The 24,902-nt window shown below is 64.2% G+C and carries 22 protein-coding genes; 5 read left to right on the top strand and 17 right to left on the bottom strand.

Features of this window, described 5'->3' with window-relative positions:
* Nucleotides 1-10: 10 nt before the first annotated feature.
* Entirely contained in the window at nt 11-1,024 is a 1,014-nt protein-coding gene (locus NFX52_RS17850; RefSeq protein ID WP_055400450.1) for an NAD(P)/FAD-dependent oxidoreductase, read from the bottom strand.
* Nucleotides 1,021-1,587, bottom strand: a complete 567-nt coding sequence (locus tag NFX52_RS17845; RefSeq protein ID WP_055400448.1) for a lipocalin family protein — start codon at nt 1,585-1,587, stop codon at nt 1,021-1,023. The genes NFX52_RS17850 and NFX52_RS17845 overlap by 4 nt, the downstream gene beginning before the upstream one ends.
* A 111-nt stretch (nt 1,588-1,698) precedes the next feature.
* On the opposite strand from NFX52_RS17845, the gene NFX52_RS17840 reads away from it, so the two are divergent.
* A complete protein-coding gene (locus NFX52_RS17840; protein WP_055400446.1) occupies nt 1,699-1,941 on the top strand; it encodes a glutaredoxin domain-containing protein in 243 nt (80 codons plus the stop codon).
* A gap of 24 nt (nt 1,942-1,965) precedes the next feature.
* Here NFX52_RS17840 and NFX52_RS17835 read toward each other — a convergent pair whose 3' ends face one another.
* From NFX52_RS17835 to NFX52_RS17765, 15 genes are all read right to left on the bottom strand, one after another.
* On the bottom strand, nt 1,966-2,433 hold the full coding sequence (locus NFX52_RS17835) for a DM13 domain-containing protein (RefSeq protein ID WP_055400444.1): 468 nt from the start codon (nt 2,431-2,433) through the stop codon (nt 1,966-1,968).
* Between the two features lie 80 nt (nt 2,434-2,513).
* Nucleotides 2,514-3,380 (bottom strand): alpha/beta fold hydrolase, encoded by an 867-nt coding sequence (locus NFX52_RS17830; RefSeq protein ID WP_055400442.1) that lies wholly within the window; start codon nt 3,378-3,380, stop codon nt 2,514-2,516.
* Between the two features lie 43 nt (nt 3,381-3,423).
* Nucleotides 3,424-4,572: an ABC transporter substrate-binding protein gene (locus NFX52_RS17825; RefSeq protein ID WP_055400440.1), complete on the bottom strand. Its 1,149-nt coding sequence runs from the start codon at nt 4,570-4,572 to the stop codon at nt 3,424-3,426.
* A 121-nt stretch (nt 4,573-4,693) separates the two neighbouring features.
* On the bottom strand, nt 4,694-6,850 hold the full coding sequence (locus NFX52_RS17820; RefSeq protein ID WP_207402040.1) for a D-(-)-3-hydroxybutyrate oligomer hydrolase: 2,157 nt from the start codon (nt 6,848-6,850) through the stop codon (nt 4,694-4,696).
* 91 nt (nt 6,851-6,941) lie between these two features.
* Entirely contained in the window at nt 6,942-8,015 is a 1,074-nt protein-coding gene (locus tag NFX52_RS17815; protein ID WP_055400438.1) for a branched-chain amino acid ABC transporter permease, read from the bottom strand.
* A gap of 12 nt (nt 8,016-8,027) precedes the next feature.
* Nucleotides 8,028-9,017 (bottom strand): branched-chain amino acid ABC transporter permease, encoded by a 990-nt coding sequence (locus NFX52_RS17810; RefSeq protein ID WP_055400436.1) that lies wholly within the window; start codon nt 9,015-9,017, stop codon nt 8,028-8,030.
* A gap of 115 nt (nt 9,018-9,132) precedes the next feature.
* Nucleotides 9,133-9,876 (bottom strand): ABC transporter ATP-binding protein, encoded by a 744-nt coding sequence (locus tag NFX52_RS17805; RefSeq protein ID WP_055400434.1) that lies wholly within the window; start codon nt 9,874-9,876, stop codon nt 9,133-9,135.
* Nucleotides 9,873-10,646, bottom strand: coding sequence for an ABC transporter ATP-binding protein (locus NFX52_RS17800; protein WP_055400470.1), 774 nt, complete (start codon nt 10,644-10,646; stop codon nt 9,873-9,875). The genes NFX52_RS17805 and NFX52_RS17800 overlap by 4 nt, the downstream gene beginning before the upstream one ends.
* A gap of 64 nt (nt 10,647-10,710) precedes the next feature.
* Nucleotides 10,711-12,186 (bottom strand): extracellular catalytic domain type 2 short-chain-length polyhydroxyalkanoate depolymerase, encoded by a 1,476-nt coding sequence (locus NFX52_RS17795; RefSeq protein WP_055400433.1) that lies wholly within the window; start codon nt 12,184-12,186, stop codon nt 10,711-10,713.
* Nucleotides 12,187-12,362: 176 nt separating this feature from the next.
* Nucleotides 12,363-13,556, bottom strand: coding sequence for a substrate-binding domain-containing protein (locus tag NFX52_RS17790; protein ID WP_055400431.1), 1,194 nt, complete (start codon nt 13,554-13,556; stop codon nt 12,363-12,365).
* Nucleotides 13,557-13,707: 151 nt separating this feature from the next.
* Entirely contained in the window at nt 13,708-15,216 is a 1,509-nt protein-coding gene (locus NFX52_RS17785; protein WP_055400429.1) for a sigma-54 interaction domain-containing protein, read from the bottom strand.
* A 129-nt stretch (nt 15,217-15,345) separates the two neighbouring features.
* On the bottom strand, nt 15,346-16,026 hold the full coding sequence (locus tag NFX52_RS17780) for a DUF2325 domain-containing protein (protein ID WP_055400427.1): 681 nt from the start codon (nt 16,024-16,026) through the stop codon (nt 15,346-15,348).
* Nucleotides 16,027-16,251: 225 nt separating this feature from the next.
* Nucleotides 16,252-17,757: a tripartite tricarboxylate transporter permease gene (locus tag NFX52_RS17775; RefSeq protein WP_055400425.1), complete on the bottom strand. Its 1,506-nt coding sequence runs from the start codon at nt 17,755-17,757 to the stop codon at nt 16,252-16,254.
* A 12-nt stretch (nt 17,758-17,769) separates the two neighbouring features.
* Nucleotides 17,770-18,288, bottom strand: a complete 519-nt coding sequence (locus tag NFX52_RS17770) for a tripartite tricarboxylate transporter TctB family protein (RefSeq protein WP_055400468.1) — start codon at nt 18,286-18,288, stop codon at nt 17,770-17,772.
* 92 nt (nt 18,289-18,380) lie between these two features.
* Nucleotides 18,381-19,340 (bottom strand): Bug family tripartite tricarboxylate transporter substrate binding protein, encoded by a 960-nt coding sequence (locus tag NFX52_RS17765; RefSeq protein WP_055400423.1) that lies wholly within the window; start codon nt 19,338-19,340, stop codon nt 18,381-18,383.
* A gap of 125 nt (nt 19,341-19,465) precedes the next feature.
* Between NFX52_RS17765 and NFX52_RS17760 the strand changes: the two genes are divergently transcribed.
* The 4 genes from NFX52_RS17760 to NFX52_RS17745 all read left to right on the top strand — a co-directional run bounded on the left by NFX52_RS17760 (nt 19,466) and on the right by NFX52_RS17745 (nt 23,552).
* Nucleotides 19,466-20,149, top strand: a complete 684-nt coding sequence (locus NFX52_RS17760) for a response regulator transcription factor (protein ID WP_055400466.1) — start codon at nt 19,466-19,468, stop codon at nt 20,147-20,149.
* A complete protein-coding gene (locus tag NFX52_RS17755; protein ID WP_055400421.1) occupies nt 20,146-21,612 on the top strand; it encodes a sensor histidine kinase in 1,467 nt (488 codons plus the stop codon). The genes NFX52_RS17760 and NFX52_RS17755 overlap by 4 nt, the downstream gene beginning before the upstream one ends.
* Nucleotides 21,609-22,040, top strand: a complete 432-nt coding sequence (locus NFX52_RS17750; RefSeq protein WP_055400419.1) for an RNA-binding S4 domain-containing protein — start codon at nt 21,609-21,611, stop codon at nt 22,038-22,040. Before NFX52_RS17755 ends, NFX52_RS17750 begins: the two co-directional genes overlap by 4 nt.
* 276 nt (nt 22,041-22,316) lie before the next feature.
* On the top strand, nt 22,317-23,552 hold the full coding sequence (locus NFX52_RS17745) for a tyrosine-type recombinase/integrase (RefSeq protein ID WP_055400417.1): 1,236 nt from the start codon (nt 22,317-22,319) through the stop codon (nt 23,550-23,552).
* Nucleotides 23,553-24,902: the final 1,350 nt, after the last annotated feature.

Here is a 24,902-nt window from a genome sequence, read left to right as displayed (position 1 = left end):
TGTGGGTTGGTTACGCAGGCTTCAACACCTGCTGCGCCAGCGCACGCCCGCTGAGCCACGCACCTTCGACCTTGCCGCCGTGCAACCAGTCGCCACACAGACCCAGACGCATTTGCGCATCCCACCAGCTGCCTTGCGTGAGCGCGGGCTGGGTGTCTGCATAGCGCCAGCGGTGGGCGGTGGCGGCCAAAGGTGCGGGGCCACCCAGGGCGGCAAAGGCAGCGAGCAATGAGGTGGTTACCGACTCGGCGCTGTCTTCGATGTGGGCTTCGCTCCATTCGGGGCTGGCGTGCAGCAGCCAGGTTTCTTGCCCCGTGCGGCCGGGTTTGCTGCTGTCGCGCGCCACCCAGCGCAGGGGGCCGGTGTTGATGAACGCGCCCTCCCAAGGCAGGGCCACGGGGCTGGCGTAGCGCAGCATCACCGCCCAGCTGCCACGCATGCGTGCGCTGGCAGCGATGGCGGCGCCTGCGGGGGACACGGGGGCCAGCAAGGGTACAGCCTGCGGGGCGGGCACGGCCAGCAGCACTGCGCTGTAACGCGGGCTGTGCAGGCCATGTTCTGCCGAGGTGATGGCCCACCCGCCCTCGGTGTGGTCCAGCCGCTGCACGGTGGTTTGCCACTGCGCCAGCGCAGGCTCGCCCAGGTGCTGCACCAGCCAGGCGGCGGGCGACGTCATGCGCGGTGTGCCCACAAATCGCTCCAGCGGGGTGGCCGGGGTGGTCCAGGCGGTGCCGTCAAAGCTGGCCAGCCGGGCATTCCACAAAGCCGCCACACCGGCCTGCTGCCAGCGGGCCACCTCGGCGCGAAAGGCGGGGTTGCGGGCGGTGAAATATTGGGCGCCGTGGTCGCACTGCCAGGGGCCGTTGTCGTCTTCAGCGCGGCGGGTGCTCATGCGGCCAGACGGGCCCCGGGCTTTGTCGAACACATGCACCGTGTGGCCCGCCTGCAGCAGCGCCTGCGCGCACGACAAGCCTGCCAGGCCTGCGCCAATGACGGCGATGGTTTGTGGCGTAGCAAGGCTCATGGTTGTGGGTCGGTTCGTTCGTGGGTCACCCAGATCAGCGCCTGGGTGTCGATGCCCAGCGCGCTGGCGCGGGCGATGAGTTGTTCGCGCACGCCAGGGGGCAGCTGCTTGGTGCGCGACAGGATCCAGCAGTAGCTGCGGTCCGGCCCCACCACCAGCGCCCACTGGTAGTTGGCATCCAGCGCGGCCACGTGGTAGCCGCCGTAGAACGGGCCAAAGAACGACACCTTGAGCGAGGCGGTGTTGGCATCGCCCGTGAACAGGGCCTTGCCCTCGGCCTGGCGCCAGTCGTTCCTGCCGGTGTCAAAACCCCGGTTGAGCACGCGCACGCTGCCGTCCGCCTGGCGTTTGTAGGTGGCGCTCACATCCGTCATGCCGCGCTCGAACGAGTGGTCGAGCCGCGCGATTTCGTACCAGCGGCCCTCGTAGCGGGCCAAGTCAAACGGGGTGACGGGCGTGATGCCCTCGGGCAGGCGGGTGGACGAGCAGCCACTCAAGGCGAGCAAAAACACGGCCAGCCCCAACCAGGCGCAGCGGCGGAAGCAGGATAGAAAGAAGAGCATAAATTACCAATTGGTCACAAAACAAACCGATTGGTATTCTGCCACCACCAGCGCTGTTGTGGCGAAAGCCCGGCGCGGGCGCCTGCCATGGGCCACCCGTAAACTCTGTCCATGACTTTTCAAATCACCGTTTACTCCAAATCCGCCTGCCCCCAATGCGATTCGGCCAAGAAGCTGTTGCAGTCGCGTTCGCTGCCTTTTGAAGAAATCAAGATCGACGACGAGGCAGAGCGCCTGGCGTTTTATGCCAAGTGCGGGCCTTCGGTGCGGCAGATGCCGCAGATCTTCATCAACAACCAGCGCGTGGGCGGGCTGGCGGGGCTGCAGGCTGCGCTGGCTCAAATCGGCCAGTGAAACCCGCTTTCGTCCCTCCCCTGGTTATTGGTACTTCGCAGCGGTGATGAACTCGCTGAAGGTTTCGCACCACACGATCACGGTGTTGAACTTGGCCGGGTCCACGCCCTGCGGCAGCGGGACGATGAAGTTGTTGAACGTTTTCACATCGCCCACGCGCAGCATCTGGGGCTTGAGGCGCTTGAAGTCCGCTTCGGTCTCGACAAACTCGGGCGACAGGTAGAGCTTGTAGTCCGGCCCCGGGGCCAGCTTGCCCACCAGGCTGATGGCCTGCGGGCTGATGGACACGACGCCTTCGCCCCAGTGCAGGGCGTCGCTGTCTTTCAGGTCACGGCGGAAGGTGGCGGTCCATTGCGCGGCGGGCACGCTGGACTGGATCTCCTGCTGCGTGGGCGCATCGGGTGCAATCAGGATCGGCAGCACATACACACCCAGCGCAAACCCGATGACCAGGGTGAGCAGGTGCGAGGCGATGAGCAGCAGAGGTTTCATGGCAGCGGGTTCAGTGGACTGAGCCCAATGTACTGCGCAGCGCCCTCGTCTTCAACGCTGCGCAGATCCCCGCAGTCCGTTCAGGATGCGCGGGCCAGGAAGCCATCCACCAGCGCGTAGTGCTCCGGCACATTGAGCGCGGGCGCATGCCCGCAGCCGGGCACCTCCACCACCTGCGCCAGGCCACGGGCGCCAGGCCCCCGGGTCAGCATCTCGGCGGTGGTGTCGCGCAGCACCAGGTCCGACTCTTCGCCACGCAGGCACAACACGGGGATGTCGAGCGCGTCGTAGTGGTCCCAGATCAGGTAGTCGTTGGTGTGGTGGGTGAACTGCTGCACCATGGCCGGGTCGTAATGCGGCGTCACGCGGCCGTCGGGCAGGCGGCGGGTGCTGCTCTCGGTCAGCAGGCGCCACTGCGCATCGCTGAGCCAGCCGTAGGGCGTGTAGACCTGCTGGAAGAACGCCTCCAGCTCCCGCACCGTGTCGAACGCGGGCGGGTGGCCTGCGTAGGCCTTGATGCGCTCCAGCGCGGCATCGGCCAGGCGCGGGGCGTTGTCGTTGAGCAGCAGGCTCTGGATGCGGCCCTTGAGCTGCGGCTCGAACAAACCCGAGGCGCACACGGTGCCGATGGCGCCGCCCATCGACGTGCCCACCCAGTGCGCTTTCTCCACGCCTAATTGGTCGAACAAATCGGCTGCAATGCGCGCGTAGAACGAGAGGCGGTATTCGTCCTGCGGTGCACGCGCCCACTGGCTCAGGCCCCGACCCAGGGTGTCGGGGCAGATCACGCGGTAGCGTGACGCCAGGTGGGCGGCCAGGGGGTCCATGTCGCGCCCGGTGCGCGCCAGGCCGTGCCAGGCAATCACCACTGGCGCGTCGGGCGCACCCCACTCCGTAGTGTGGATTTCATAGCCAGCGCAGGTGAGGTAGCGCGAGGTGGGGGACATGATGGCGACCTTGTGGAACAGAGAACAAAAAAGGATCGGCGGCTCACTTCATGAGGCGGCCATTGCTGCCAATGACGGTGACCTCGACATACCGTGAGCCGATGCGGTTGGTGGGGGAGTAGCCCAGCGTGATGCCGCCGAGGTCAAAGCTCTGCAGCGACTCCAGCGCCTTGACGACCTTGGCGCGTGTGGGCGCGGGCCCGGCACGGCGCAGGGCCTCGACCAGCACCTTGGCGCCCAGAAACTGCTCGAAGCTGGTGTAGTTGACCTCGGCCTCGGGGGCGTATTTCTTGAGCAGCGACTGGTATTCGCGCACCACTGGCAACTGGGGCCGGTAGGGGTACGGCACCACCTGGCTGATGCCCAGGCCATGCGCGTTTTTCAGGCCCGCCAGCTTGACCAGCTCGGTCGGGTCCACCACCGAGATGTTGTACAGCTGAGCGCCGCCGCCCTGCTCGCGGTAGCGCTGGATGAAGGCCGCCGCAGGCTTGTTCACCGCGATCATGATGACCGCGTGCACATCGGCGGCCTTGATGGCCTTGACGGCCTCATCCACCTTGTCAGTGTTGCGTTCGTAGCCTGCTGCCAACACCAGCTTGAGGTTGCGCTTGGCCAAGGCAGCCTCCACCCCCGCCAGGCCCGCCTTGCCAAAACCGTCGTCCTGGTACATCACGGCCACACGGTTCATGCCCAGGGTGGTGAGCTGCTGCACCATGTGCTCGGTCTCATCGACATAGCCTGCGCGCACATGGAAGATCCAGGGGTTGAACGGGTTGCGCAGCGATTCGCCCCCCGTGTAAGGCGCCACCAGCGCCGCACCGCCCTCTTGCAACACGCCGTCTGCCAGCAGCTGGGTGATGTTGGCCGTGCCCGCAAAGCCATACAGCGCAACCACCTCGGCCTTGGCCAGCATCTCGCGGGTGAGCTTCACGGTGTCGGCCACCTTGTAAGCGTCGTCGGCCACCTCCTGGCGGATGGTCGCGCCGTGCACGCCGCCCTGGGCGTTCACCCAGTCAAAGTAGATCTTGCCGCCCAGCACCATCTGTGCGCCAGTGCTGGCCAGCACGCCGGTGAGCGGTGCCACCTGCCCCACCACAATCTCGGCGGCGTGCAGCGAGGGCGCCGTGGCCCCGCCCCACAGCACCGCCAGTGCTGCCGCCGCACGGCGGCTCCATGTCTTGACCTTGTCCATTCGGTTCATCCCCTGTTTGTGTTGCTTGCAGCCGCGCCCACGGGCGGCGCAAGGGCCGATGGCCCCCACGCGTGCCCGGTGGGCGGCGGTGACGGTGTGTCGTCTGGCAAAGCTCCTTGGGTCAGTCGGGGATGGCAATGGCGCCCGCCGTGATGGCGATGGCGTTGGCGGCAGCAGGCGTGGTAGCCAGCGGCGGCACGTTGGCGGCGGTGATGGCCGGGGCGCTGCCCGGTGTGCCGCCGCGCGGCAGGGTGCGCACCACCTGGCTGGCGGGCAGCGCCTTGCCGCTGGCGAGGTGGTCGTACACGGCGTCGAGCGCGTGGTTCAGGTACACATGCAGCGGCACGTAGCGGCTGTCATAGCCCGGCAGCACCGTGGGCAGGCCTATGAAGCTGTCGAAGTGCTGGGCGTTGGCCACTTCCATATAGCTGAGCTTGCTGGCGGCGCCTTCGACCTTCTTGTTCAGCGCGGCGTATGGGCGCGAGGTGTGGCTCACCGGCAGCAGTGCGTCGGCGCGGCCGTGCACGATGACGGTGGGCTTGCCACGCAGGTTGCCGTTGCGGCGGGTTTCCTGAACACCGGCCTGCAGCTTCTTGGCGGCGGCGTCATTGCCGGTGACGAGGTTGCGCAGGCACAGCGCGCCGCTCAGGTTCCAGTCGGCTACACCGGCGTCCGACACCGACAGGAAGTCGCGCGCCGGGCCCAGCTTGCCGAGGTTGTTGACCAGGTTGATGCCGCCCGAGGGAGGCACACCGTTGCCGGTGGCAAACATGCCAGGCAATGCAGCGGCGGCCAGCGGGGTGACCCCGCCAGTGGCCGCCGTGGCGGCGTAGCTGAAGCCGCAGAGGTTGTCTTGCACGCTGGCGCGCGAGAGGCCGTTGGCAAAGGTCACGGCCACGGCGGGGGACACTTCAAACGCCGCCATGGAGGCATGCAGGTCGTTGGACTCGGGCTCCCAACCGTAGGCGCGCAGCTTTTGCAATGCCTCTTCGGCCTGCGTGGCCGTGGTGCTGGCCGTGAGCAAACCCGCCGCCTTGAGCGACGCGCAGCGGTTGGGCGCTATGGGCAGCGCGGTGCTGGCAAAGCCAGCTGCAAACGCCGCCGCAAAAGGGCTGGTACTGACCGAGGGTGCAAGCGACGCGCAGGCCTGGTAGAGGTTGGCGTAGGTGGTGAAGTCCACCAGCGTCTTGCCGGTGACAGCCACATCGGCGCTGCCACGGCGCACCGTGACGCCGGGATTGGCCGGCATCTCGATGGCAGGCTCGGACACGGCCACGCCGCTGATCAGGCCCTGCGTGTCCAGCTCGGCCGCCGCAATGGCCGCGCCACCGCCGTTGGAGATGCTCGATGCGATCACGATGGTGTTGGCCGGTGTCAGCGTCTTGAGGCGCTGGCCCGCTGCGTCGGTGGCGCCGTAGCGCTGGTTGAGCACGTAGTAGCCAAACTCCACGGCCTGCAGCGTGCTCGTGCCCCAGTCCTTCTCAGAGTTCTGGCCCGAGTGGGCGTGCTTGAAGGCAAAGCGGTTGGGCGTGGCGGTGTTGAAGGCGGCCAGCTCGGTGGCCGTAAGGCCCGCGTTGAAGGCTGCGGCCTTGCCTGCCGCAGCGGCCGTGGTGCGTGTGCCGTCGATCAGCGGCACGGTGTCGTTCATGAGGTCGTGCGGCGCGCCGCCCGTGCCCTTGTCCGAGTACGCCACGGCGCAGCCCTTCTTGAGGCCCCACTCGCCGGTGGAAATGCCGCCGTACACGCCGCGCGAGCCGGAGGTGGTGGCGGTGATCATGCAGGGCTTCTTGGGGTCGAAGCTGGCGGGCACCTGCACCATGAGGGTGACGTTCTTGCGGCCTGTGCCGTCGTCGGCAAACGCGATGTATTCGGTGCCGGGTACCTTGCCCTCACCGGTGGTGACCTTGCCTTGCGCATCCACATTGGGGCCGTAGAGCGTGCCGTAGCCGCCGGACGCCGTCATGTCGAGCATGGCGCGGTAGTTGGTGTGGATGGCGGTGCGGCGCAGCTCAGCCGCCGTGGGCTTGAGGGGATCAGCAAACGCAGGGGGCGCGGCAGCGGCCAGACCCGTGGCGCCCAGGCCCGCTGTGAGCAGGTCATTGCTGCTGCCGTCGTATGTGGTCTCGCTGATGGTGCCCAGGTAGCCGGGCTTGGTGTTGGGGGCGGCGCTGTCGCCGCTGCTGCCACCGCAGGCAGCCAGCACCGCAGCGGCGAGCGCCGCAGGTATGAACGGACGAGAAAGGGGACGGAAACGCGGGTTCTTGATGTTCATCTTCATGTGCTTGTCTCCTGGAGTTTTTCTTTGCTTCTTGTTGCACAGCTCACCCACACACCCAGGCCACGCCGGTCCTCCGGCGCGGCCGGGCCACTTACCCCGCCTTGCGCGCAGCTGCCGCGCGCAGACGCCCCACCACACCGGTAGGGAAGTAATAGACCGAAAGAACGAAGAGCACTCCTAGCCACAGCAGCCAGCGGTCAGGCGAGAGCAATGCCGACAGCCAGGGCAGACCCGTGGCAGCCTCGCTGCCTAGCCGCAGCAAGTCTTGCAGGTAGCTTTGCGCCACGAGGAAAAGCACCGCCCCGATGGCAGAGCCATAGATGGTGCCCATGCCACCGATCACCACGATGAGCAGGCAGTCCATCATGATTTCGAAGCTCAGCGAAGTGTCCGGCCCGTTGTAGCGCAGCCAGAGCGCCAGCATGCAGCCTGCCAGCGTGGCGAACAGGGCCGACAGCACGCTCGATGTAGTGCGGTACACCACCACGCGGTAGCCAATGGCCTCTGCACGGAATTCGTTCTCGCGGATGGCCTGCAGCACGCGGCCAAACGGCGAGTTGACGATGCGCAGCAGGGCCAGCACCAGCGCCACCGCGGTGACGAACAGCAGGTAGTAGCAGATCAGGCGCCCGTCGATGGCCACGCCCAGAAAGGGCTCTTCGAAGGGCTCGAAACTGGGCGACAGGAATTCGGGCACCTTGAAGGTGAGGCCGTCTTCACCGCCGGTGATGTCGGACAGCTGCGAGGCCAGCGTCTGGAACGCAGCGGCCACCGCCAGCGTGATCATGGCAAAGAAGATGGCGCGCACGCGCAGCGAGAACAGCCCCACCGCCAGCGACAGCAGCAGGGACAGCAGCAGCGCGCCACCAATGCCAACGCCCAGCGCCGTCCAGGTGGGGCCCAGGCGCGTGGTGGCCACTGCGATGCCATAGGCCCCGATGCCAAAGAACATGGTGTGCGCAAAGCTCACGATGCCGGTGTAGCCCAGCAGCAGGTCAAAACTGGCGACCAGCACCACAAAGATCAGCACCTTGGCTGCCACCGACAGCGCCTTGACGCCCGGGAACAGGAACGGGGCAAACGCCAGCCCGATGAGGATAGCCACCAGGATCACCGCCAGCACCTTGCTGCGCGGGTAGTCGTTGGAAAGAAGACGGTTCAACATGGTCTTGTTTCCTCAGCGGTTAGCGACCGGATAGACGCCCTGGGGTCGCCACAGCAAGATGGCCACCATCAACGCGATGTTGGAGAACAGCGCCACCTTGGGCACCAGGAAGCCGGTGTAATTCGCCATCAGCCCCACCAGCAGCGCGCCAATGAGCGCACCACCCGTGCTGCCGAGGCCTCCGATGATGATGACGATGAAGATCAGCACATTGACCTGGGCGCCCATCTGCGGGATCACGTTCTGCTGGTAAAGCCCCCACATCACGCCGCCCAGGCCCGCCAGGGCCGAGCCCACCACGAACACGCCCACGAACAGGCGGCGGATGCGGTAGCCCAGGCTCTCCACCATCTCGCGGTCTTGCACGCCAGCGCGGATGAGCAGGCCCACCTTGGTGCGCGACAGCGTCCAGGCCAGTACGCCGAAGACCACCAGACCCACCGCCACGGCGATCAGGCGGTATTTTTCGATGGCGGCATCGCCCACCAGCAGCGAACCGCGCATGGCTTCGGGCAGCGGCAGCGGAATCTGCGCGGGGCCCCAGATGACCTTGATCAGCTCTTCGCCGATGATCATGCCGCCCATGGTGATGAGGATCTGCTTCAAATGCTGGCCGTACACGGGCCGCACGATGAAGCGCTCGAACGCCAGGCCCACGGCCCCCGCCACGGCCATGGCCACCAGCATGGCGGGCAGCACAGCCATCAGGTTGCGCCACAGGTCAGCGCTTTGGGTGTAGTCGCCCATGGCGCCCAGCACGCTGGTGGCCACGAATGCGCCCAAGGCAATGAACACGCCGTGGCCGAAGTTGAGCACGTCCATCAGGCCGAACACCAGCGTGAGGCCCGAGGCAATGATGAAGATGATCATGCCCATCGCCAGGCCCGCCACGGTGAGCGTGAGCCAGGTGCTGGGTGAACCGATGAAGGGCAGCACCAGCAGCGCAAGCGCGGGCACCAGGGCCAGGGGCTTCCAGTCGAAGTCACGGGTGATGGCGCTCATACGCGGCCTCCTTGCATGGCAGGCGACATCTGCGCATTTGCTACATATTTAATAGCTTCTAGCGCTTTACCATCAAGCGCTAGCAGCCCAAAAGGCTTGAAATCTGGTGCAAAACTCATAGTGCCAACCCCAGCAGCGAGCGCTGCAGTGCTTCGTCTTCGGCCAGCGCAGCCATGCTGCCTGCATGCACCACCTGGCCGTTGTCCATCACGGCCACGGTGTCGCCGAGCCGCTTGGCAAAGTTGATGTTCTGCTCGACCAGCAAGATGGTCACGCCGCTCTTTTTGAGCTGGTCGAACGCCTCGATCATGTTGTTGATGATGGCGGGCGCCAGGCCCTTGCTGGGCTCGTCCACGATGAGCAGGTCGCGCGGCTCGACGATGGCGCGGCTCACGGCCACCATCTGCTTTTGCCCGCCGCTGAGCTTGCCGGCCGGGTGGTTCCAGAACTTCTCCACGGCTGGGAAGAGCTTGAAGATCCACTGCAGCCGCGCCTCGTCCATCTGCGCGGCATTGCGCGCGCTGCGGGCGGCCAGCAGCATGTTTTCCTTCACCGTGAGGTCAGCAAAGATGCCCATGTTCTCGGGCACGTAGGCGATGTTCATGCCCGCGATCTGCGGGGTGTTCAGCGCCGTGATGTCTTTGCCTGCAAAGTGGACCGAGCCTTTGGACGCATGCCACAGGCCCATGATGGTGCGCAGCGTGGTCGTCTTGCCCGCGCCGTTGCGGCCCAGCAGCATGGTGAGCTGGCCCTTGGGCACGGCCAGATCCACGCCGTGCAGGATGTGGTACGCGCCGATGTGCGTGTGCACGCCCTGGAGTTCGAGCAGATTGCCCGTGTTGTTGGTGGTGGTGGTCATGCGGCGGCCTCCTTGGTTACACCGAGGTAGGCTTCCTGCACCACGGGCGATGCGATCACCTCGGCCGGTGGGCCGTCGGCCACCAGCGTGCCGTTGGTCAGCACGATGATGCGGTCGGCCAGCTCGCGCACCACGTCCATCTTGTGCTCCACCAGCAGGATGATCTTGGTCTTGTCCTTCTTCAGATCACGGATCAGGTTCAGGATCACGGGCGCTTCGTCGTGGCTCATGCCGGCCGTGGGTTCGTCGAACATGTAGACCTGCGGCTCCAGCGCCATGAGCAGCGCCACTTCGAGCTTGCGCTGGTCGCCATGCGGCAGGCTGGCCACGGGCGTGTCGCGACGCTCGTACATGGCCACCGTCTGCAGGATGGATTCAGCCCGCTCGGTCAGCGCATGGTGGTCGCTCCAGATGCTCCACAGGTTCAGGCCCCGGCGGTGCTTGCCCTCTTGCGTGGCCTGCACGGCCAGGCGCACGTTCTCGAGCACGCTGAGGTTGGGGAACAGGTTGGTGAGCTGGAACGCCCGGCCCAGGCCCGCATGCGTGCGCGCCGAGACGGACTGGCCGGTCAGGTCCTGCCCGCCCAGCGTGACGCTGCCGCTGGTGGCCTTGAGTTGCCCCGAGATGAGGTTGAAGTACGTGGTCTTGCCCGCGCCATTGGGGCCCACGATGGCGGTCAGCGTGCCGGGCTCGAAAGAGCAGGTCACGGCATTGACCGCCACGTGGCCGCCAAAGCGGATGGTCAAGTCCTTGGTGGCCAAGGTGCTCATGGGTGGTGGTTCACTTTCACGGTAGTCATCGTTGGTCGAGGGGGCGGCCGCCCCCTTTTTCACGTCAAGGGCAAGTTCCGATGACGTAGTAGTTGGGGCTGGTCTGTTTCAGCGTGTTGTTCACAAAGATGTTCCACAGCCCCATGCTCTGGTTGGAACCCAGCGCGAAGGTGTAGCCGCCATACACGTAGGCACGGCCCGCCATGGTGTGCGCATAGTTGCTGGCCGTGGTGCAGGTGCCCGTGCCGCCGCCCGATGCGGCCAGCGTGGTGCCGGATGCAGCGGCGGACACGGCGCCCTCGGCGCCGTTGCCATCAGCGGCACGCACCGTCCAGCTGTAGGTGGTGGATGCGGCCAGGCCGGTGTCGGTGAAATTCGTGGCGGTCACGGGCAGCGCATTGGTCTTGTTGCCATTGCGGTACACGTTGTAGCTGGCCGCTCCGCTCACGGCGTTCCAGCCAATCGCCATGCTGCTGGCCGTGGCGCCCGAGGTGCTCACGCCCGTGGGGGCTGGCAGGTCCACCGGTGGGTTGGTGGTTCCACCGCTTCCCACGCGGTCCACCATGGCCTTGATAGCAGCCATCTGCGGGCCGGACTTCTTGGAATAGTTGGCGCTGTCATAGCCCCACCAGTCCCAGCAGCTGTTGGTGGCGGCCAGGCTGGTCTGCGGGTACAGCATCACGATGTTGTTACTGTCGGCCCAGCGGTTGTAGCCCGTGTTGCGCACGTACTGCTGCTGCACGTCGTTCACGTTCTGCTTGCAGCCATGCAGCACCACATGCAGCTTGCAGGTGGCCGTGCCGCCCGCCTGGCAGGCCTGGGGCACATAGGCCCAGCCCGTGGTGGCCATGCCGTGGTTGGAGATGAATTCGCTCTGGTTGAACTCGATGAAATTGCCGCTGGGCAGCGTGGCGTTGTTGCGTGCGTTCAGCGTGCCGTACAGGTGCTGCAGCATGGCGCCTGCCAGGTCGAAGTTGCAGTCGCTGATGTAGGGAGCACCCTTGGTGGAGCAGCCGTTGCCATAGTCGTCCGTCACCATCGCGTGCTCTGATGCGATGTCCTTCTTGTAGACCACGTTGGCCGCTGGCACGAAGCTGTTGTAGTAGGTGCGCAGTGCATCCATCACCCCCGTCTTGACCACGCTGTCGAGCGTGCCCGAGAACAGGTAGACCTTGGAGTTCTGCAGGTTGGCCACGGGGTCGATCACGCCCTGGCCGGCCCAGGTGTTGGTGGTGTTCACCAGCGTGCTGGTGGGAATGCCCGTGGGGCTGGCCATGCAGCGCCCCGTGGCATTGACGACTGAGCCCTCGGCGCAATAGAACGGCCCGCCCGCCACCACCCCCACGCCCTTGGCAAACGTGGCCGAGTACGCCACATGCAGCTGCACGGCCATGAAGCCGCCCGAGGACAGGCCGGAAACCGTGGTCTGCGTCTTGTCGATCTTGAGGGCGGGGAGGTTGACCGCTGCGTACGCGCCGCCCGAGGCGCACAGTGCCAAGGCTGCCCCTGCTGCTGCCGCCCGGATGAAATTGAAAGCCATGTTGTCTTGTCTCCAAATAATTTTGAGAAAGTCTGACCCAGCCCCCATGTCAACCCGGGGGTTCATGCATCAATTCACTGGAAAAAGAGGGGCGGCCGCCCCTGCGGGATGAACCCCGACGAAGCAGGATGGTTGTCCTGCCTGTCGGGCCTCGCTAACGCATCGAAAAGACCGGCTTATCGCTTGTTGCGAATCGGCACGTTCATTTCTTCAGGCTTGATCTCGCGCACCAGCTCGGGCACGCCCCAGGCAAAGGCCGGGTCCACCTTGATCTTGAAGTGGTACATGCTCTGCATGGCCTGGTGGTCTTCCTTGCGGAAAGTCATCTTGCCCTTGGGGGTGTCAAAGCTCATGCCCTCCATGGTCTTGATGAGCTTGTTGGTGTTGGTGTCGCCACCCGTGGCCTTGAGCGCCGTGACCAGCGCCATGGCCGAGCTGAAACCACCGGCGGTGAAGAAGTCTGGCGGAGTCTTGAACTCCTTGTAGTGCGCAGCCACCAGGGCTTCGTTCACGGGGTTCTTGGGGATGCCGAAGTAGTAGTACGTAGCGCCTTCCATGCCGGGGAAGTTCTTGTACGCGGCCATGGCGGGCAGGATGTTGCCGCCCGTGGAGATCTCGATGCCATAGCGCTTCAAGTCCATGTCGGCGATCTTGAAGGGGTTGCCTGCGCCAGCCCAGACCACCCAGATGATCTTGCGGCCGGGCTGGTCCTTAAGTTTGTCGATCAGGCGCTGGGCACCGGCGGTGAAGTCGGTGGTGGCAGCTGGCAGGTATTCCTCATGGGCGAGCTTGGCCTTCTTGACCGAGTCCTTGAAGGCTTTCACGCCATCGCGGCCAAACGCGTTGTCTTGAGCGAGGGTGGCAATGGTCACGCCTTCCTTGTCCACCGCCACGGCGTTGGAGATGGCGTCCTGGCTGCTGTTGCGGCCTGTGCGGAAGATGTACTTGTTCCACTTGTCGCCGGTGATCGAGTCGGCCACTGCGGGCTCGACCAGCAGGATCTTTTTGTATTCCTCGGCCACCGGCAGCATGGCCAGGGCCACGCCCGATGCGGTGGGGCCGACGGCGATGTCGGCCTTGTCGTCAGAGTACGCGGTGGCCAGCAGGCTCTTGCCCAGGTCGGGCTTGCCCTGGTCGTCTTTCTCGATCACCACCAGCTTCTTGCCATTGACCGTCATGCTGCCGCCGGTGGCGTAGTTCAGCCCCATCATCAGGCCAGTCTGGGTCTGCTTGCCATAGGCCTCCAGAGGGCCGGTCTTGCTGTACACGTGGGCAACGCGGATTTCGCCGGTCTGTGCGAATGCGGGGGCGGAAAGTGTGGCGGCGGTAACGGCTGCGGAAGCGAGGGCGACCAGAGTGCGACGGTGCATGGCGATGTCTCCTGTTGTGATGCTTCTTTATTGCACAGTCTGTGCCAGCAGCCAAGTGCTTGATTTCAAAGAAACTTTTCCTCACACACTGGAGGCTATGCCTGAATTCAATACACAATAAATGTCTAATTTTCAGACAATTGCCTGAAATTTATTCAGGGTTTTCCAGACGTCCATAGAGCGTGGCGCGTGAGATACCGAGCTGCCGCGCCGTGGCCAGCTTGTTGCCGCCATGGGCCTTCATGGCGGCATGGATGGCCCGCTGCTCCAGTTCGGCCACCTGCTCGGCCAGGGGCCGCAGGTAGCGCGACTCGTCCTCGGCCTCGACCACCACGGCGGTGGTGTCCTGCACCGGCGCGGCGGGCTCCACGCCCGCTTCGCGCAGGATGCGTTCGAGCTGCGCCGCGTCGATGGACTGGCCCTCGCTGCGCATCACGGCCTGCTCCAGCACGTTGCGCAGCTCGCGGATGTTGCCGCGCCAGGGCTGGCCAGCGAGCAAGGCCATGGCCTCGGGCATCAGCTCAGGCGGTGGCGTGCCGTTGCGCAGCGCCAGGTCATCGCCCAGAGCCTCGACCAGTGCCGGAATGTCACTGCGCCGCGCACGCAGTGGTGGCACGCGCACCGGCAGCACGTGCAGGCGGTAAAACAGGTCTTCGCGGAACTTGCCTTCACGCACCAAGCCAGCCAGATCGCGCGAGGTGGCGGCCAGGATGCGTACGTTGAAGGGCACGAGCTTGTTGCTGCCCAGCGGCTCGATCTCCCCTTCCTGCAGCGCGCGCAGCAGCTTGGCCTGCAGGCTTTGGGGCATATCGCCGATTTCGTCGAGGAACAGCGTGCCGCCGTCGGCCAGCTTGAACTTGCCATCGCGCCCCTTGGCCGACGCGCCGGTGTAGGCGCCCGGCGCCACGCCAAAGAACTCTGCCTCCAGCAGCGTGTCGGGCACGGCAGCGATGTTGACGCTGACAAAAGGGCCGCTTGCACGGCTGGATGCAGCGTGGATGGCGTGGGCCAGCAGCTCTTTGCCGGTGCCTGTCTCGCCCAGCAGCAGCACCGGGCTGGTGGACTGCGCTGCACGGCGTGCCTGGCGCTTGACCTCAGCCGCAGCGGGACTCGACCCGATGAAGCTGGCAAAGGTGTATTTGGACCGCCGCTCGCCGTCACCCGCCACCGTCAGGCTGCGCCGCCGCTGGCTGGCCAGCTCGCGCCGTGCATCGTCCAGATCGCGCTGCAGCAGGGCAAACTTGCTGATCAGCGGCTGCAGCGTGGTCTCGGGGTGGTCGAACAACACGATGCCGATGGCGCCGATCACGCGGTCCGCATCGTCGCGCAGCGGGATGCGGCTGACCACGAAGGTGCCCGCCTTGTTGGTGAGCAGGTCAATGAGCACGGGCTGGCCGGTTTCGAGCACGCGGCGCATCTGGGTGTTGGGGATCACCTCTTCCACCGTGCGGCCGACAAACTGGTCCACCGAAGAGAACCCAAGGTCGGGCAGAAAACGCTGGTAGCCCTCGTTCACCCACACGATGCGCCCGCTGCGGTCCACCAGGAACATGCCCTGGCTGACGCTGGAGAACAGCTGAAACATGGAGCGTGCCGCCAGTTCCAGGATGCCCTGGGCATCCAGCGGCAGTGCGGGGGCGTCATCGGTGAGCAAAGGCATCTGCGGATGGTAGCGCGGCGGGGTGGGCCGAAGAACAGTCACGCCGCTGTCACCGCGCAGCTGCCGCGCATTTACCTGCAAATCCAGATGCTACTATTTTTATAGCTATGAGCACAATATCATCAAGCGCTAGAGGCTATTTTTATCCAGAACCACATACCCGTCGGTCGCCTGTGCATTGCCCACCGGGCGCTGCGCGCGCGTCATGCGCAGAACCACCATGGGCTGAACGGCGGCCAGCGCCTCGGCCTCGCGCACTGCCAGGGGTTGGTCCACCAGGATGCAGGGCTTGCCCGTGCGGCGGCAGTGGTCCTGCACGCGCCAGTACTCGTCATGGCTGATGCAGCCCGTCTGGCAGATCACCAGGTCGGCAGCGGCCAGATTGGCGTCCAGGGTGCCGTCCGGCGCGGCATCGGGCTCGGCGCAGCCTTTGCCCTTGGCCGCAGAAGGATGGCCTGCCACGCCCAGACTACCTTCGGGCTGCACGGACTGGGCGGGCGCCTCGACCGCCAGCCGCCAGCGCAGGCATTCGCGCGACAGGCTGGCAATGCGCTCGACCAGCACGCTGATGTGGAGGGCCATCGCCTTGCGGCGCGGCAGGCTGGGGTGGGCCGCTTTCCACTGCGCCAGCGCATCCTGCGCCATGGCCAGGCGCGTGTCCCGCACGATCACCTCGGCACGCAGCCGCAGCACTTGGGCCCGGAGGGCATCGATCTGCGCCGCCTGGGCTGCCACCGTGGCACTGCAGCGCTTTTGCACATCGCCCAATTGGCGGCAAAGTGCCAGAAACTCCTGCGGAAGTGAATGCATGCGCCACCCTTGCAAATAAGAACTATTCGCATTTTATGGTACGATTCACGGCTTGTGAGCACGCAAGTCACCTTGGTGGGGAGGGCACCGGGGGCGTCCAGCCCCCGGTGTCTGGCTTGCGCAGATGCTGAAAAAACACCCGTGCCAACGGGTGCCCCAAAAAACAAAAAACCGCGCCATTGCAGCGCGGTTTTTTTGGGGTGAAGGGAGCGCGCTGCGCGCCGGTCAGGTCTGCACCAATGCCAGCTTGCGCGCCGCCCAGCGTCGCAGCAGGCGCGGCACGATCAGCACGGCCAGCACGATGACGATCAGGGTCAGCGAGCCTGGACGCTCCACGAAGATGCTCCACTTGCCTTCGCCAATGGCCACGGCATTGCGCATCTGGGCTTCCGCCAAGGGGCCCAGGATCATGCCCACCACCACCGGCGCAGCCGGGAAGTCAAAGCGGCGCATCACCACGCCCAACAGGCCAATGGCGTACAGCAGCACCAGGTCGAACGCGCTTTGGCGCATGCCATACACACCGAGCGTGGAGAACACCAGAATGCCCGCGTACAGGTACGACTTGGGAATATTCAGCAGCTTGACCCACAGGCCTACCAAAGGCAGGTTTAGGATGAGCAGCATCACGTTGCCGATATACATCGACGCGATCAGCGCCCACACCAGCGCACCGTTGGTGTCAAACAGCTGGGGGCCTGGCTGGATGCCGTAGTTCTGGAACGCGCCAAGCAGGATGGCCGTGGTATTCGATGTGGGAATGCCCAGCGTGAGCAACGGGATCAGCGTGGCCGTGATGGCCGCGTTGTTGGCGGCTTCGGGGCCGGCCACACCTTCGATGGCGCCGGTGGTGCCAAACTCTTCGGGGTTCTTGCTCAGCTTCTTTTCAGCGGCATAGCTCAGGAAGGTCGGGATCTCGCTACCGCCAGCGGGCACGGTGCCAAACGGAAAACCGATGAACGTGGCGCGAATCCACGCAGGCCAGGAGCGCTTCCACTCTTCCTTGGTCATGTGCGTGCTGGTCAGGCGGTTCTGCGTTTCGTCGGTGCGGCCTTCGTACATCACGTTGTACAGGGCTTCGCCCACGGCAAACAGGCCCACGGCGATCAGCACGACCTCGATGCCGTCCATCAGCTCGGGCACACCGCCGGTGTAGCGGGCTTGCCCGGTGAGCTGGTCGATACCAATGAGGCCCATGGCCAGGCCAACGAACAGCGCGACCATGCCACGCAGCGTGCTCTTGCCCAGCACCGCGCTCACGGTGGTGAAGGCCAGCACCATCAGCATGAAGTATTCGGGCGGACCAAGGCGCACAGCGTATTCCGCGACCAGGGGCGCAAAGAACGTGACCAGGATGGTGGCAATGGTGCCCGCCACAAACGAGCCAATGGCAGCGGTGGCCAGCGCCGCACCAGCGCGGCCGCTTTTGGCCATCTTGTTGCCCTCCATGGCCGTGACCATGGACCCGGCCTCACCGGGCGTATTGAGCAAAATGGACGTGGTGGAGCCGCCGTACATGGCGCCGTAGTAGATGCCCGCAAAGAAGATCATGGAGGCTGTGGCCTCGACCTTGACGGTGATGGGCAGCAGCATGGCCACCGCCACGGCCGGGCCAATGCCAGGCAACACGCCCACGGCGGTGCCGATGATGCAGCCCACAAAGGCCCACATCAGGTTGATGGGTGTTGCAGCGGTCGCAAAACCCTGCATCAAAAGGTTTAAGGTATCCATAACATGCAGGCTTTACAGCCACCCCGTATTGGTCAGGCCGGGCAGGTTGATGGCCAGCAATTGCGTAAACATCCAGAACACAGGCGCAGACACGGCCACGCCGATGGCGGAGTCTTTGATCCAGGCCTGCAGGCGCAGGTCCAACTCGCCTTCCGAACTCCTGAAGCCCCGCACCGACAGCACAAAGCACAGTGCGCAACTCAGGATGAAGCCCAGCGTGGTGATGAGCAAGGCATTGAGCAGCAGCCCGGCCGACACCCAGATGAAGCCTTTCCAGTGGGCGTGCGTGTCGCCGGAACCTTCTTCCAGGTCGCGAAACCCGCCCGTCAGCGCGTGCACCACGCAAAGCACACCACAAATCAGGATGGCAATGCTGACCACCCAGGGAAAGAAATTGGGGCCTACACCTCCATAGCCAGCCTCAGAGCTGACCGAACTGGCCCCCCAGGCCAGGCACAGCGCCAGCACCACCAGCCCCGCACCGATCAAGGTCTGCAAAGGCTTGGAGCGCGATGAATGTTGTTGTGTCATGTTTTTCTTTCGCACCGAGCGGTCGGCGGCATGGCCGCACACCCCTGTCAGGGGCGCGCAGCCAGCGCCTTGACCTGCTTGCTTGTCTCAGATCAGATCATTCCAGACTTGGCCATCGTGGCGCGCATGCTGGCGAACTCGGCGTCCACAAAGTTGGCAAACTCGTCACCCGCCATCCATGCAGGGGTCCAGCCGTTCTTCTCCATCGCATCCTGCCAGGCCTTGTGCTTGAAGGTCTTGGACAGGGCGTCGATCAGTGCCTTGCGCTGCTCGGCCGTGATGCCGGGCGCGCCATACACGCCGCGCCAGTTGCCGATTTCCACGTTGATGCCCTGCTCCTTGAGCGTGGCCACGTTCACGCCCTTCAGGCGCGAGCCCGAGGTGACGCCCACCGCACGCATCTTGCCCGCAGAGATGTACTCGGCAAACTCGCTGTAGCCGCTTCCGCCCACGGTGACGTTGCCGCCCAGGATGGCGGCGGTGGCTTCACCACCCCCACGGAATGCCACGTAGTTGATCTTGGCAGGGTCCACGCCCACTTCGCGCGCAATCATGGCCGCCGCAATGTGCTCGGTAGAGCCGCGCGAACCACCGCCCCACTTCACGCTGCCGGGGTCCTTCTTGAGTTGGTCCACCACATCCTTCATGGTCTTGAAAGGCGAGTTGGCGGGCAGCACGAACACGTTGTATTCGCTGGTCAGGCGCGCCAGGGGCGTGACCTTGTCCAGGCCGACCGGAGGCTTGCCGGTGATGATGCCGCCCAGCATCACGGCGCCCATCACCATCATCGCGTTGGGATCGCCTTTGCTGGCATTGACGAACTGGGCCAGACCGATCGCACCGGCGGCGCCACCCTTGTTGTCATAGGACACCGACGCCGCTGCGCCCGCATCCTGCATGGCCTTGCCCAGGGCACGGCCGGTGGAATCCCAGCCACCGCCGGGGTTGGCGGGAATCATCATCTTGAGGGCCGGAGCGCTCTGGGCCGACACAGGCAACACGCCTGCGGCGGCCATGGCAGCCAGTGATTTGAGGAAGGTATCGCGACGCATGGTGTCTCCTTGTAAGGTTTGCGAACCGCTCGATGATGCGCGCCCTGCCTGTCAAACGGCTGTCCATGGACTCAGGGAAAACACTCATGCGACCGGCCCGATGAGACGGTGCTATGGTGCCGCGCATGCAATTGCTTCTTGTTGAAGACGACCCCACCATGCAAGCCACGCTGCACCGCGCCCTGACACGCCGTGGCATGGAAGTCACCGCCGTGGGCGACGGCCGCGCGGCGCTCAGCCAGTGGGCCGCACGGCAGCCCGACGCGGTGATCCTGGACCTGACCCTGCCCGGGCTCGACGGCCTGCAGGTGCTGCAGCAGGCCCGCTCGCGCGGGCTGCGCACCCCCGTGCTCATCCTCACTGCACGCGGCACTGTGGGCGACCGCGTGATGGGCCTGAACGCGGGTGCCGATGACTACCTGCCCAAACCCTTTGACCTGGACGAGCTGGAGGCGCGCCTGCGCGCCCTGGTGCGGCGCAGCGCAGATCCCACCGTGGCGCCGCTGGCGCCCAGCACCGTGCAGATCGGCGCCATCCGTTACGACAAGGACAGCGGCGCGCTCTACCTGAATGGCGAAGTGATGGAGCTGACACCGCGCGAACTGGCACTGATGCACGCTCTGCTCGCCCAGCCCGGCCATGCTGTAACGAAGGAGCGGCTGTACGAACTGGTGTTCCCCGGCCAGCTGGATGTGCAGTACGAGGCCATTGAGGTCGTGGTGTACCGCCTGCGCAAGAAGCTGGCAGGCACAGGCCTCACGCTGATGACCCTGCGCGGGCTGGGCTACCTGCTGCGGGCCGACACATGAGCGCTGCAACAGACTCGGGCCGCCACCCTTCGTTGCGCAGGCGCCTGCTGCTGGGTATTCTGCTGCCCGTGGTGCTGTTCATCGGGTTCAACACCTACAGCCTCTACCAGCAGACCCTGGCCTCGCTCAATACGGCCTATGACCGCACCCTGCTGGCATCGGCCAAAAGCATCAGCGAGCAACTCGATGTGCGGGGCTACGACGAAGCGGCAGAGTTGCGCGCCACGGTGCCCTACTCCGCGCTGGAAGCCTTTGAGGCAGACAACCAGAGCCAGATGTTCTACCGCGTGTCCACCCTGCAAGGCGACTTGGTTTCTGGATTTGCCGAACTGCCGGTATGGCGCGGCCAGATACCGGCCCGCCCGCCGTATGCGGCATTGGTGGATTTCTACGACGACCGCTTTCGGGAGCGCGATGTGCGCGTGGCCGTGCTGCTGCAGCCCGTGGCAAGCTCGGAAGGCCGCACCATGGCCGTGATCCAGGTAGCCGAAACCCTGGAGGTGCGCGAAACCCTGGCCTTGCAGATTCTGCGCAACACGCTGCTGCGCCAGGCCCTGCTCGTCGCCGTGATCGCGTTGACCGTGGTGCTGGTGGTGCAGCGGGCCATCCACCCTGTGCGGCAGCTGAGCCTGCAGCTACAAGGGCGCAGGGAGGGCGACCTGAGCCCCATCGCGGCCCCCTCCACCCCGCGCGAGCTGCAGCCGCTCATCGATGCCACGAACGAGGTCATGCAGCGCCTGCGCCACCTGCTGCGACACCAGAAGCGCTTTGTGCGCGATGCCTCGCACCAGTTGCGCACGCCCTTGGCGGTGCTGAAGACCCAGGTGCAGTCCGCCCTGCGCGGCGACGTGGAGCCCCAGCAGGCCCTGCATGAAATCAGCGACACCGTGGACCGCGCGACCCAGCTGGCGAACCAGATGCTAGCTCTCGCCAAGGTGGAGCAACTGCGCCAGCAAAGCACCCCACCGACCACACGGCTGGACGAAATGCTGCGTACCGTGGCGCTAGAAATCTCGCCCCTGATCGCCCAGCGCGACCTGGATTTCGGCATACACACCGAGCCCGCACGGGTGCAGGCTCATGAGTGGATGCTGCGCGAGCTGAGCCGCAACCTGTTGCACAACGCCGTGCGCCACGCCCCGCAGGGCAGCGAACTCACGGTGGATCTGCGCACCGACAGCCACCATGTGGCGCTGACCATCAGCGACCACGGCCCCGGCATCGACGACGAACTGGCGACACGCCTCTTTCAGCCCTTTTCGGCCGGCGACGTGCGCGCGGGCAGCGGCCTGGGCCTGGCGATCTGCCATGAGATCGTGCAAGCCCTCGGTGGCAGCATCGCCTTAACCAACCGCATGGTGGGCAGCAGACTGACAGGGCTGGACGCCGTGGTGCGCCTGCCACTGGCCGCGCCATCGGCTGACATGGGCAACCCCGCACACGCGGCACAATCCCCGGCATGAACACCCTGGAGACAATGCGGCTGGACAAATGGCTCTGGTGCGCGCGCTTTTACAAAACCCGCAGCCTGGCCACCGAAGAAATCGGCAAAGGCCGCGTCACCGTCAATGGCCAACTGGCCAAACCCGCGCGGGACCTGCGATGCGGCGATACCGTCGCGCTGCGCCAGGGGCCGGTTGCCCGTACGGTGCTGGTGATGGGCCTGAGCGGAGCGCGCGGCCCAGCACCTGTCGCCCAACAGCTGTACCAGGAAACGCCCGATAGCATCGCCACCCGCGAAAAGGCTGCGGAGTTGCGCCGCCTGGCACCAGAACCCGCCGCCACGCTGCACGAAGGCCGCCCTACCAAACGGGATCGGCGCGAGATCGACAAGGTGAGCAACAAGGGGGGCGATTGGGGCAGCCGCTGGAGCGCGTCCATCGACGAATGAGCGCAGCGTCGGTCAGGCGGATTCGCCAGGCGCGGCAGACAAGGCGCCAAGACGGATGCATCACAAGAAAAAAGCCCAAGTGAATGAATCACTTGGGCTTTATCTTGGCGGAAACGGAGTCCGCCAGAATAGTGTTTTATGAGTTCCAGCGAGATTCAAATAAACACCGTAATCCATTGTTTTATATAAGTATTTTGTTCAAAGACGTCCAAGAAGTATCGATGAGAGCAAATACTCAGTGGCATACTGGATGGCATACCTAACCAGGCACACCGAATGACCATCATTACCGACACCAAAGCGCGGAACATCAAACCAACGGACACGGCAATTCCCCATGGGGGTATCACCGGTCTGGCCCTGCACCCGTCCAACACGAAGGGCCACGGCAAGTGGGTCCTGCGATACGTCAGCCCCGTGTCGGGAAAACGTCGAAATGCCGGCCTGGGTTCCTACCCTGAGATCAGCATCGCGGAAGTGGGCAAGCACGCTACCGTCATGCGCATTGAACTGGCCGAGGGCAAGGACCCGCTCGAAGAGAAGGCAAAGATCGAAGACAAGCCCAAGGTTCCTACCTTCAAAGAAGCCGCACACACGCTCCATGGAGACCTCCTTCCTGGTTGGAAGAACCCCAAGCATGGCCAGCAATGGATCAACACCTTGCAGGAGTACGTCTTCCCAAAGTTGGGGAGCAAACTTCTGCACGAGATCCAACCAGGCGACGTTGCCGAGGTGCTGAAGCCCATCTGGCTAACCAAGGCAGAAACAGCCAGTCGGGTAAAACAGCGCATCCATGCAGTGATTGGCTGGGGTTGGGCCCACGGTTACTGCCAATCAAATCCCGTTGACGTGGTGGGACACCTGCTCGCGCAGCAGCCAGGCAAGGCTGTGCGGACGCAACACCATCCCGCCATGCCCTGGCGAGACATTCCAGAATTCGTGCAAAAACACCTCAGGCCGGGCAGCCGGCCTGAGGTGACGCGCACATTGCTTGAGTTTGTGATTCTGACGGCCTGTCGCTCGGGCGAGGCGCGGGGAATGACCTGGAACGAGGTCGATCTCAAGAGCAAAGTCTGGACGATCCCTGCCGAGCGCATGAAGGCAAAGTTTCCCCATCGCGTTCCCATCTCCCCACGGGTGATGGCAATCCTTGAAGAGCAGAAGGGCCTGCACGAAACCCTCGTGTTTCCTTCGGTTCGGGATCGGGTCGAACTTTCCGACATGGCCATCACATCGCTTCTGCGCAGGTTAAAGGCCCACAGCGACACCCCTGGAAGGGTTGCGACGGCCCATGGCTTCCGATCCAGCTTTCGGGACTGGTGCAGCGAGAAAGGGGTTGCACGTGACCTTGCGGAACGTTCACTGGCACACACCATCAAAGACAAGGTTGAGGCGGCCTACCATCGCACTGACTTGCTAGAGCAACGGCGGGAACTCATGAATGCTTGGGAAGCGTTTGCAATCGGGAAGCTACCTGAAAAAGCTGAATCGGAGACACCCACCAGAAGGTGAATTCGCTTCATTTCGGGATCCACGTTACCGGCCGATTTTGGAACCAACCAATAGGTGACAACTCACCCGCAGATCAAGGCAATCCAACCCTGCGTATTGGGGAGCGGGCAATTTATGCAAGGCGTACAGCGTTTGGGCCAAGCGAGGTACTCACGCTCGACCTTAGAAGTCACCGAGAGGCTGAGACACCGCAGTATCTCTATCTAAACAAATCGCACTCAGGTCTGCGCGGTACCTAGTCTTACTTAACTCAAGCGAGGTAAGTAACGCCTTGGCTGCAGGGCACTGCCCGCTCTCCCTTAGTGCGACTGCCAGATTTCGGTCGACCACTTGTTTAAGGTCAGCGAGCTTCTGGCGACCAGAATCAGAAATGGTAGATTGCTCAATGCTGCGAGTCAGTTCGGTAGACGCCGTCGCGAGAACCGGCCCTGCAGAGCGTAACTCGCCAAGGCTTGCATTGGCCAGTCCTATTTGGGCGGCCGCAGAGGCTCGTTCTGACGCCGACCAGCCCTCGTTTCCCAACACACTAGCGAACTCCAATCTTCTCTCAACAACAGAGAGATTTCGCAACCTTGCCTTCCTATAAGTAGTTGTGCACAGAGGGGTGGTCCGACATAGATCTACACGGAAGCCGTCAGCCAGCGCAACCATATCGGCCCCCAATGGCGACCGAGGTGTCGTGCCGACGCCATTGGGGGCCACTACATCCAAAGCACCCTTGAATTCGTCCACGACAGGAACGCCCCCTCCAGCCTTAGCGTAGGCCGCAATCGCTGCAGGGTCCTTTCCGTGTTCCAAGATAAGTTCATAAGCCGTAAGCCCTTGGACTAGCTTTGGGAGGCGTCCGACCAAGAACATTTCCTGGAAGATTTTGTCCTTTGGCAAACCACCGTGGACGCTGTTGACCGGTGTGTATCCAGAAAGCCACGAACTCTCCGGGCGAGAGCCTCCAGCTGGTAATGGCACTCGACCATCGCCGTCTAGATCAATCCACGTCTTATCCCTTCTAAGATGCCCTTCATTCCCCAGATGTGCCTTCTCCGGAGTGAACCAGTACATCGAATAGTACGCATATAGAGGAGCACGGGGCCTGGCTAGACTGAAGCCGTCACGGAACTCTTTTGCCTTCGTGAGTACCGAGTTGAAATTGGCCGGAGGGGTAGCCCCTCGAAGCACATCTCGCCCCGTTACCGAAGTCCAAAATTCTGGTTGAAAATGACTAATGAATCGCCCCGGGTTTTGAGGAGGCTCAACACTCTGAGAGGATTGAGCCATGAAGAAAACGAACAAGTTCTCGCCCGAGGTGCGTGAGCGCGCAGTGAGAATGGTGCAGGAGCAGCGCGGGGAGTA

Origin of the sequence: Acidovorax facilis (assembly GCF_023913775.1) — a bacterium.
Lineage (GTDB): Bacteria > Pseudomonadota > Gammaproteobacteria > Burkholderiales > Burkholderiaceae_C > Acidovorax > Acidovorax facilis.
Note: the sequence above shows the minus strand (reverse complement) of the source record. Positions and strands in the feature narration are given on the sequence as shown.

Bases quoted from the DNA above. Each gene is read 5' to 3' on its own strand.
- NFX52_RS17800 (WP_055400470.1), bottom strand. From the start codon at position 10,646: ATGAGCACCTTGGCCACCAAGGACTTGACCATCCGCTTTGGCGGCCAC.
- NFX52_RS17810 (WP_055400436.1), bottom strand. From the start codon at position 9,017: ATGAGCGCCATCACCCGTGACTTCGACTGGAAGCCCCTGGCCCTGGTG.
- NFX52_RS17815 (WP_055400438.1), bottom strand. From the start codon at position 8,015: ATGTTGAACCGTCTTCTTTCCAACGACTACCCGCGCAGCAAGGTGCTG.
- NFX52_RS17775 (WP_055400425.1), bottom strand. From the start codon at position 17,757: ATGGATACCTTAAACCTTTTGATGCAGGGTTTTGCGACCGCTGCAACA.
- NFX52_RS17845 (WP_055400448.1), bottom strand. From the start codon at position 1,587: ATGCTCTTCTTTCTATCCTGCTTCCGCCGCTGCGCCTGGTTGGGGCTG.
- NFX52_RS17750 (WP_055400419.1), top strand. From the start codon at position 21,609: ATGAACACCCTGGAGACAATGCGGCTGGACAAATGGCTCTGGTGCGCG.
- NFX52_RS17795 (WP_055400433.1), bottom strand. From the start codon at position 12,186: ATGGCTTTCAATTTCATCCGGGCGGCAGCAGCAGGGGCAGCCTTGGCA.
- NFX52_RS17825 (WP_055400440.1), bottom strand. From the start codon at position 4,572: ATGGACAAGGTCAAGACATGGAGCCGCCGTGCGGCGGCAGCACTGGCG.
- NFX52_RS17805 (WP_055400434.1), bottom strand. From the start codon at position 9,876: ATGACCACCACCACCAACAACACGGGCAATCTGCTCGAACTCCAGGGC.
- NFX52_RS17765 (WP_055400423.1), bottom strand. From the start codon at position 19,340: ATGCGTCGCGATACCTTCCTCAAATCACTGGCTGCCATGGCCGCCGCA.
- NFX52_RS17850 (WP_055400450.1), bottom strand. From the start codon at position 1,024: ATGAGCCTTGCTACGCCACAAACCATCGCCGTCATTGGCGCAGGCCTG.
- NFX52_RS17770 (WP_055400468.1), bottom strand. From the start codon at position 18,288: ATGACACAACAACATTCATCGCGCTCCAAGCCTTTGCAGACCTTGATC.
- NFX52_RS17745 (WP_055400417.1), top strand. From the start codon at position 22,317: ATGACCATCATTACCGACACCAAAGCGCGGAACATCAAACCAACGGAC.
- NFX52_RS17790 (WP_055400431.1), bottom strand. From the start codon at position 13,556: ATGCACCGTCGCACTCTGGTCGCCCTCGCTTCCGCAGCCGTTACCGCC.
- NFX52_RS17755 (WP_055400421.1), top strand. From the start codon at position 20,146: ATGAGCGCTGCAACAGACTCGGGCCGCCACCCTTCGTTGCGCAGGCGC.
- NFX52_RS17820 (WP_207402040.1), bottom strand. From the start codon at position 6,850: ATGAAGATGAACATCAAGAACCCGCGTTTCCGTCCCCTTTCTCGTCCG.
- NFX52_RS17760 (WP_055400466.1), top strand. From the start codon at position 19,466: ATGCAATTGCTTCTTGTTGAAGACGACCCCACCATGCAAGCCACGCTG.
- NFX52_RS17830 (WP_055400442.1), bottom strand. From the start codon at position 3,380: ATGTCCCCCACCTCGCGCTACCTCACCTGCGCTGGCTATGAAATCCAC.
- NFX52_RS17785 (WP_055400429.1), bottom strand. From the start codon at position 15,216: ATGCCTTTGCTCACCGATGACGCCCCCGCACTGCCGCTGGATGCCCAG.
- NFX52_RS17780 (WP_055400427.1), bottom strand. From the start codon at position 16,026: ATGCATTCACTTCCGCAGGAGTTTCTGGCACTTTGCCGCCAATTGGGC.
- NFX52_RS17840 (WP_055400446.1), top strand. From the start codon at position 1,699: ATGACTTTTCAAATCACCGTTTACTCCAAATCCGCCTGCCCCCAATGC.
- NFX52_RS17835 (WP_055400444.1), bottom strand. From the start codon at position 2,433: ATGAAACCTCTGCTGCTCATCGCCTCGCACCTGCTCACCCTGGTCATC.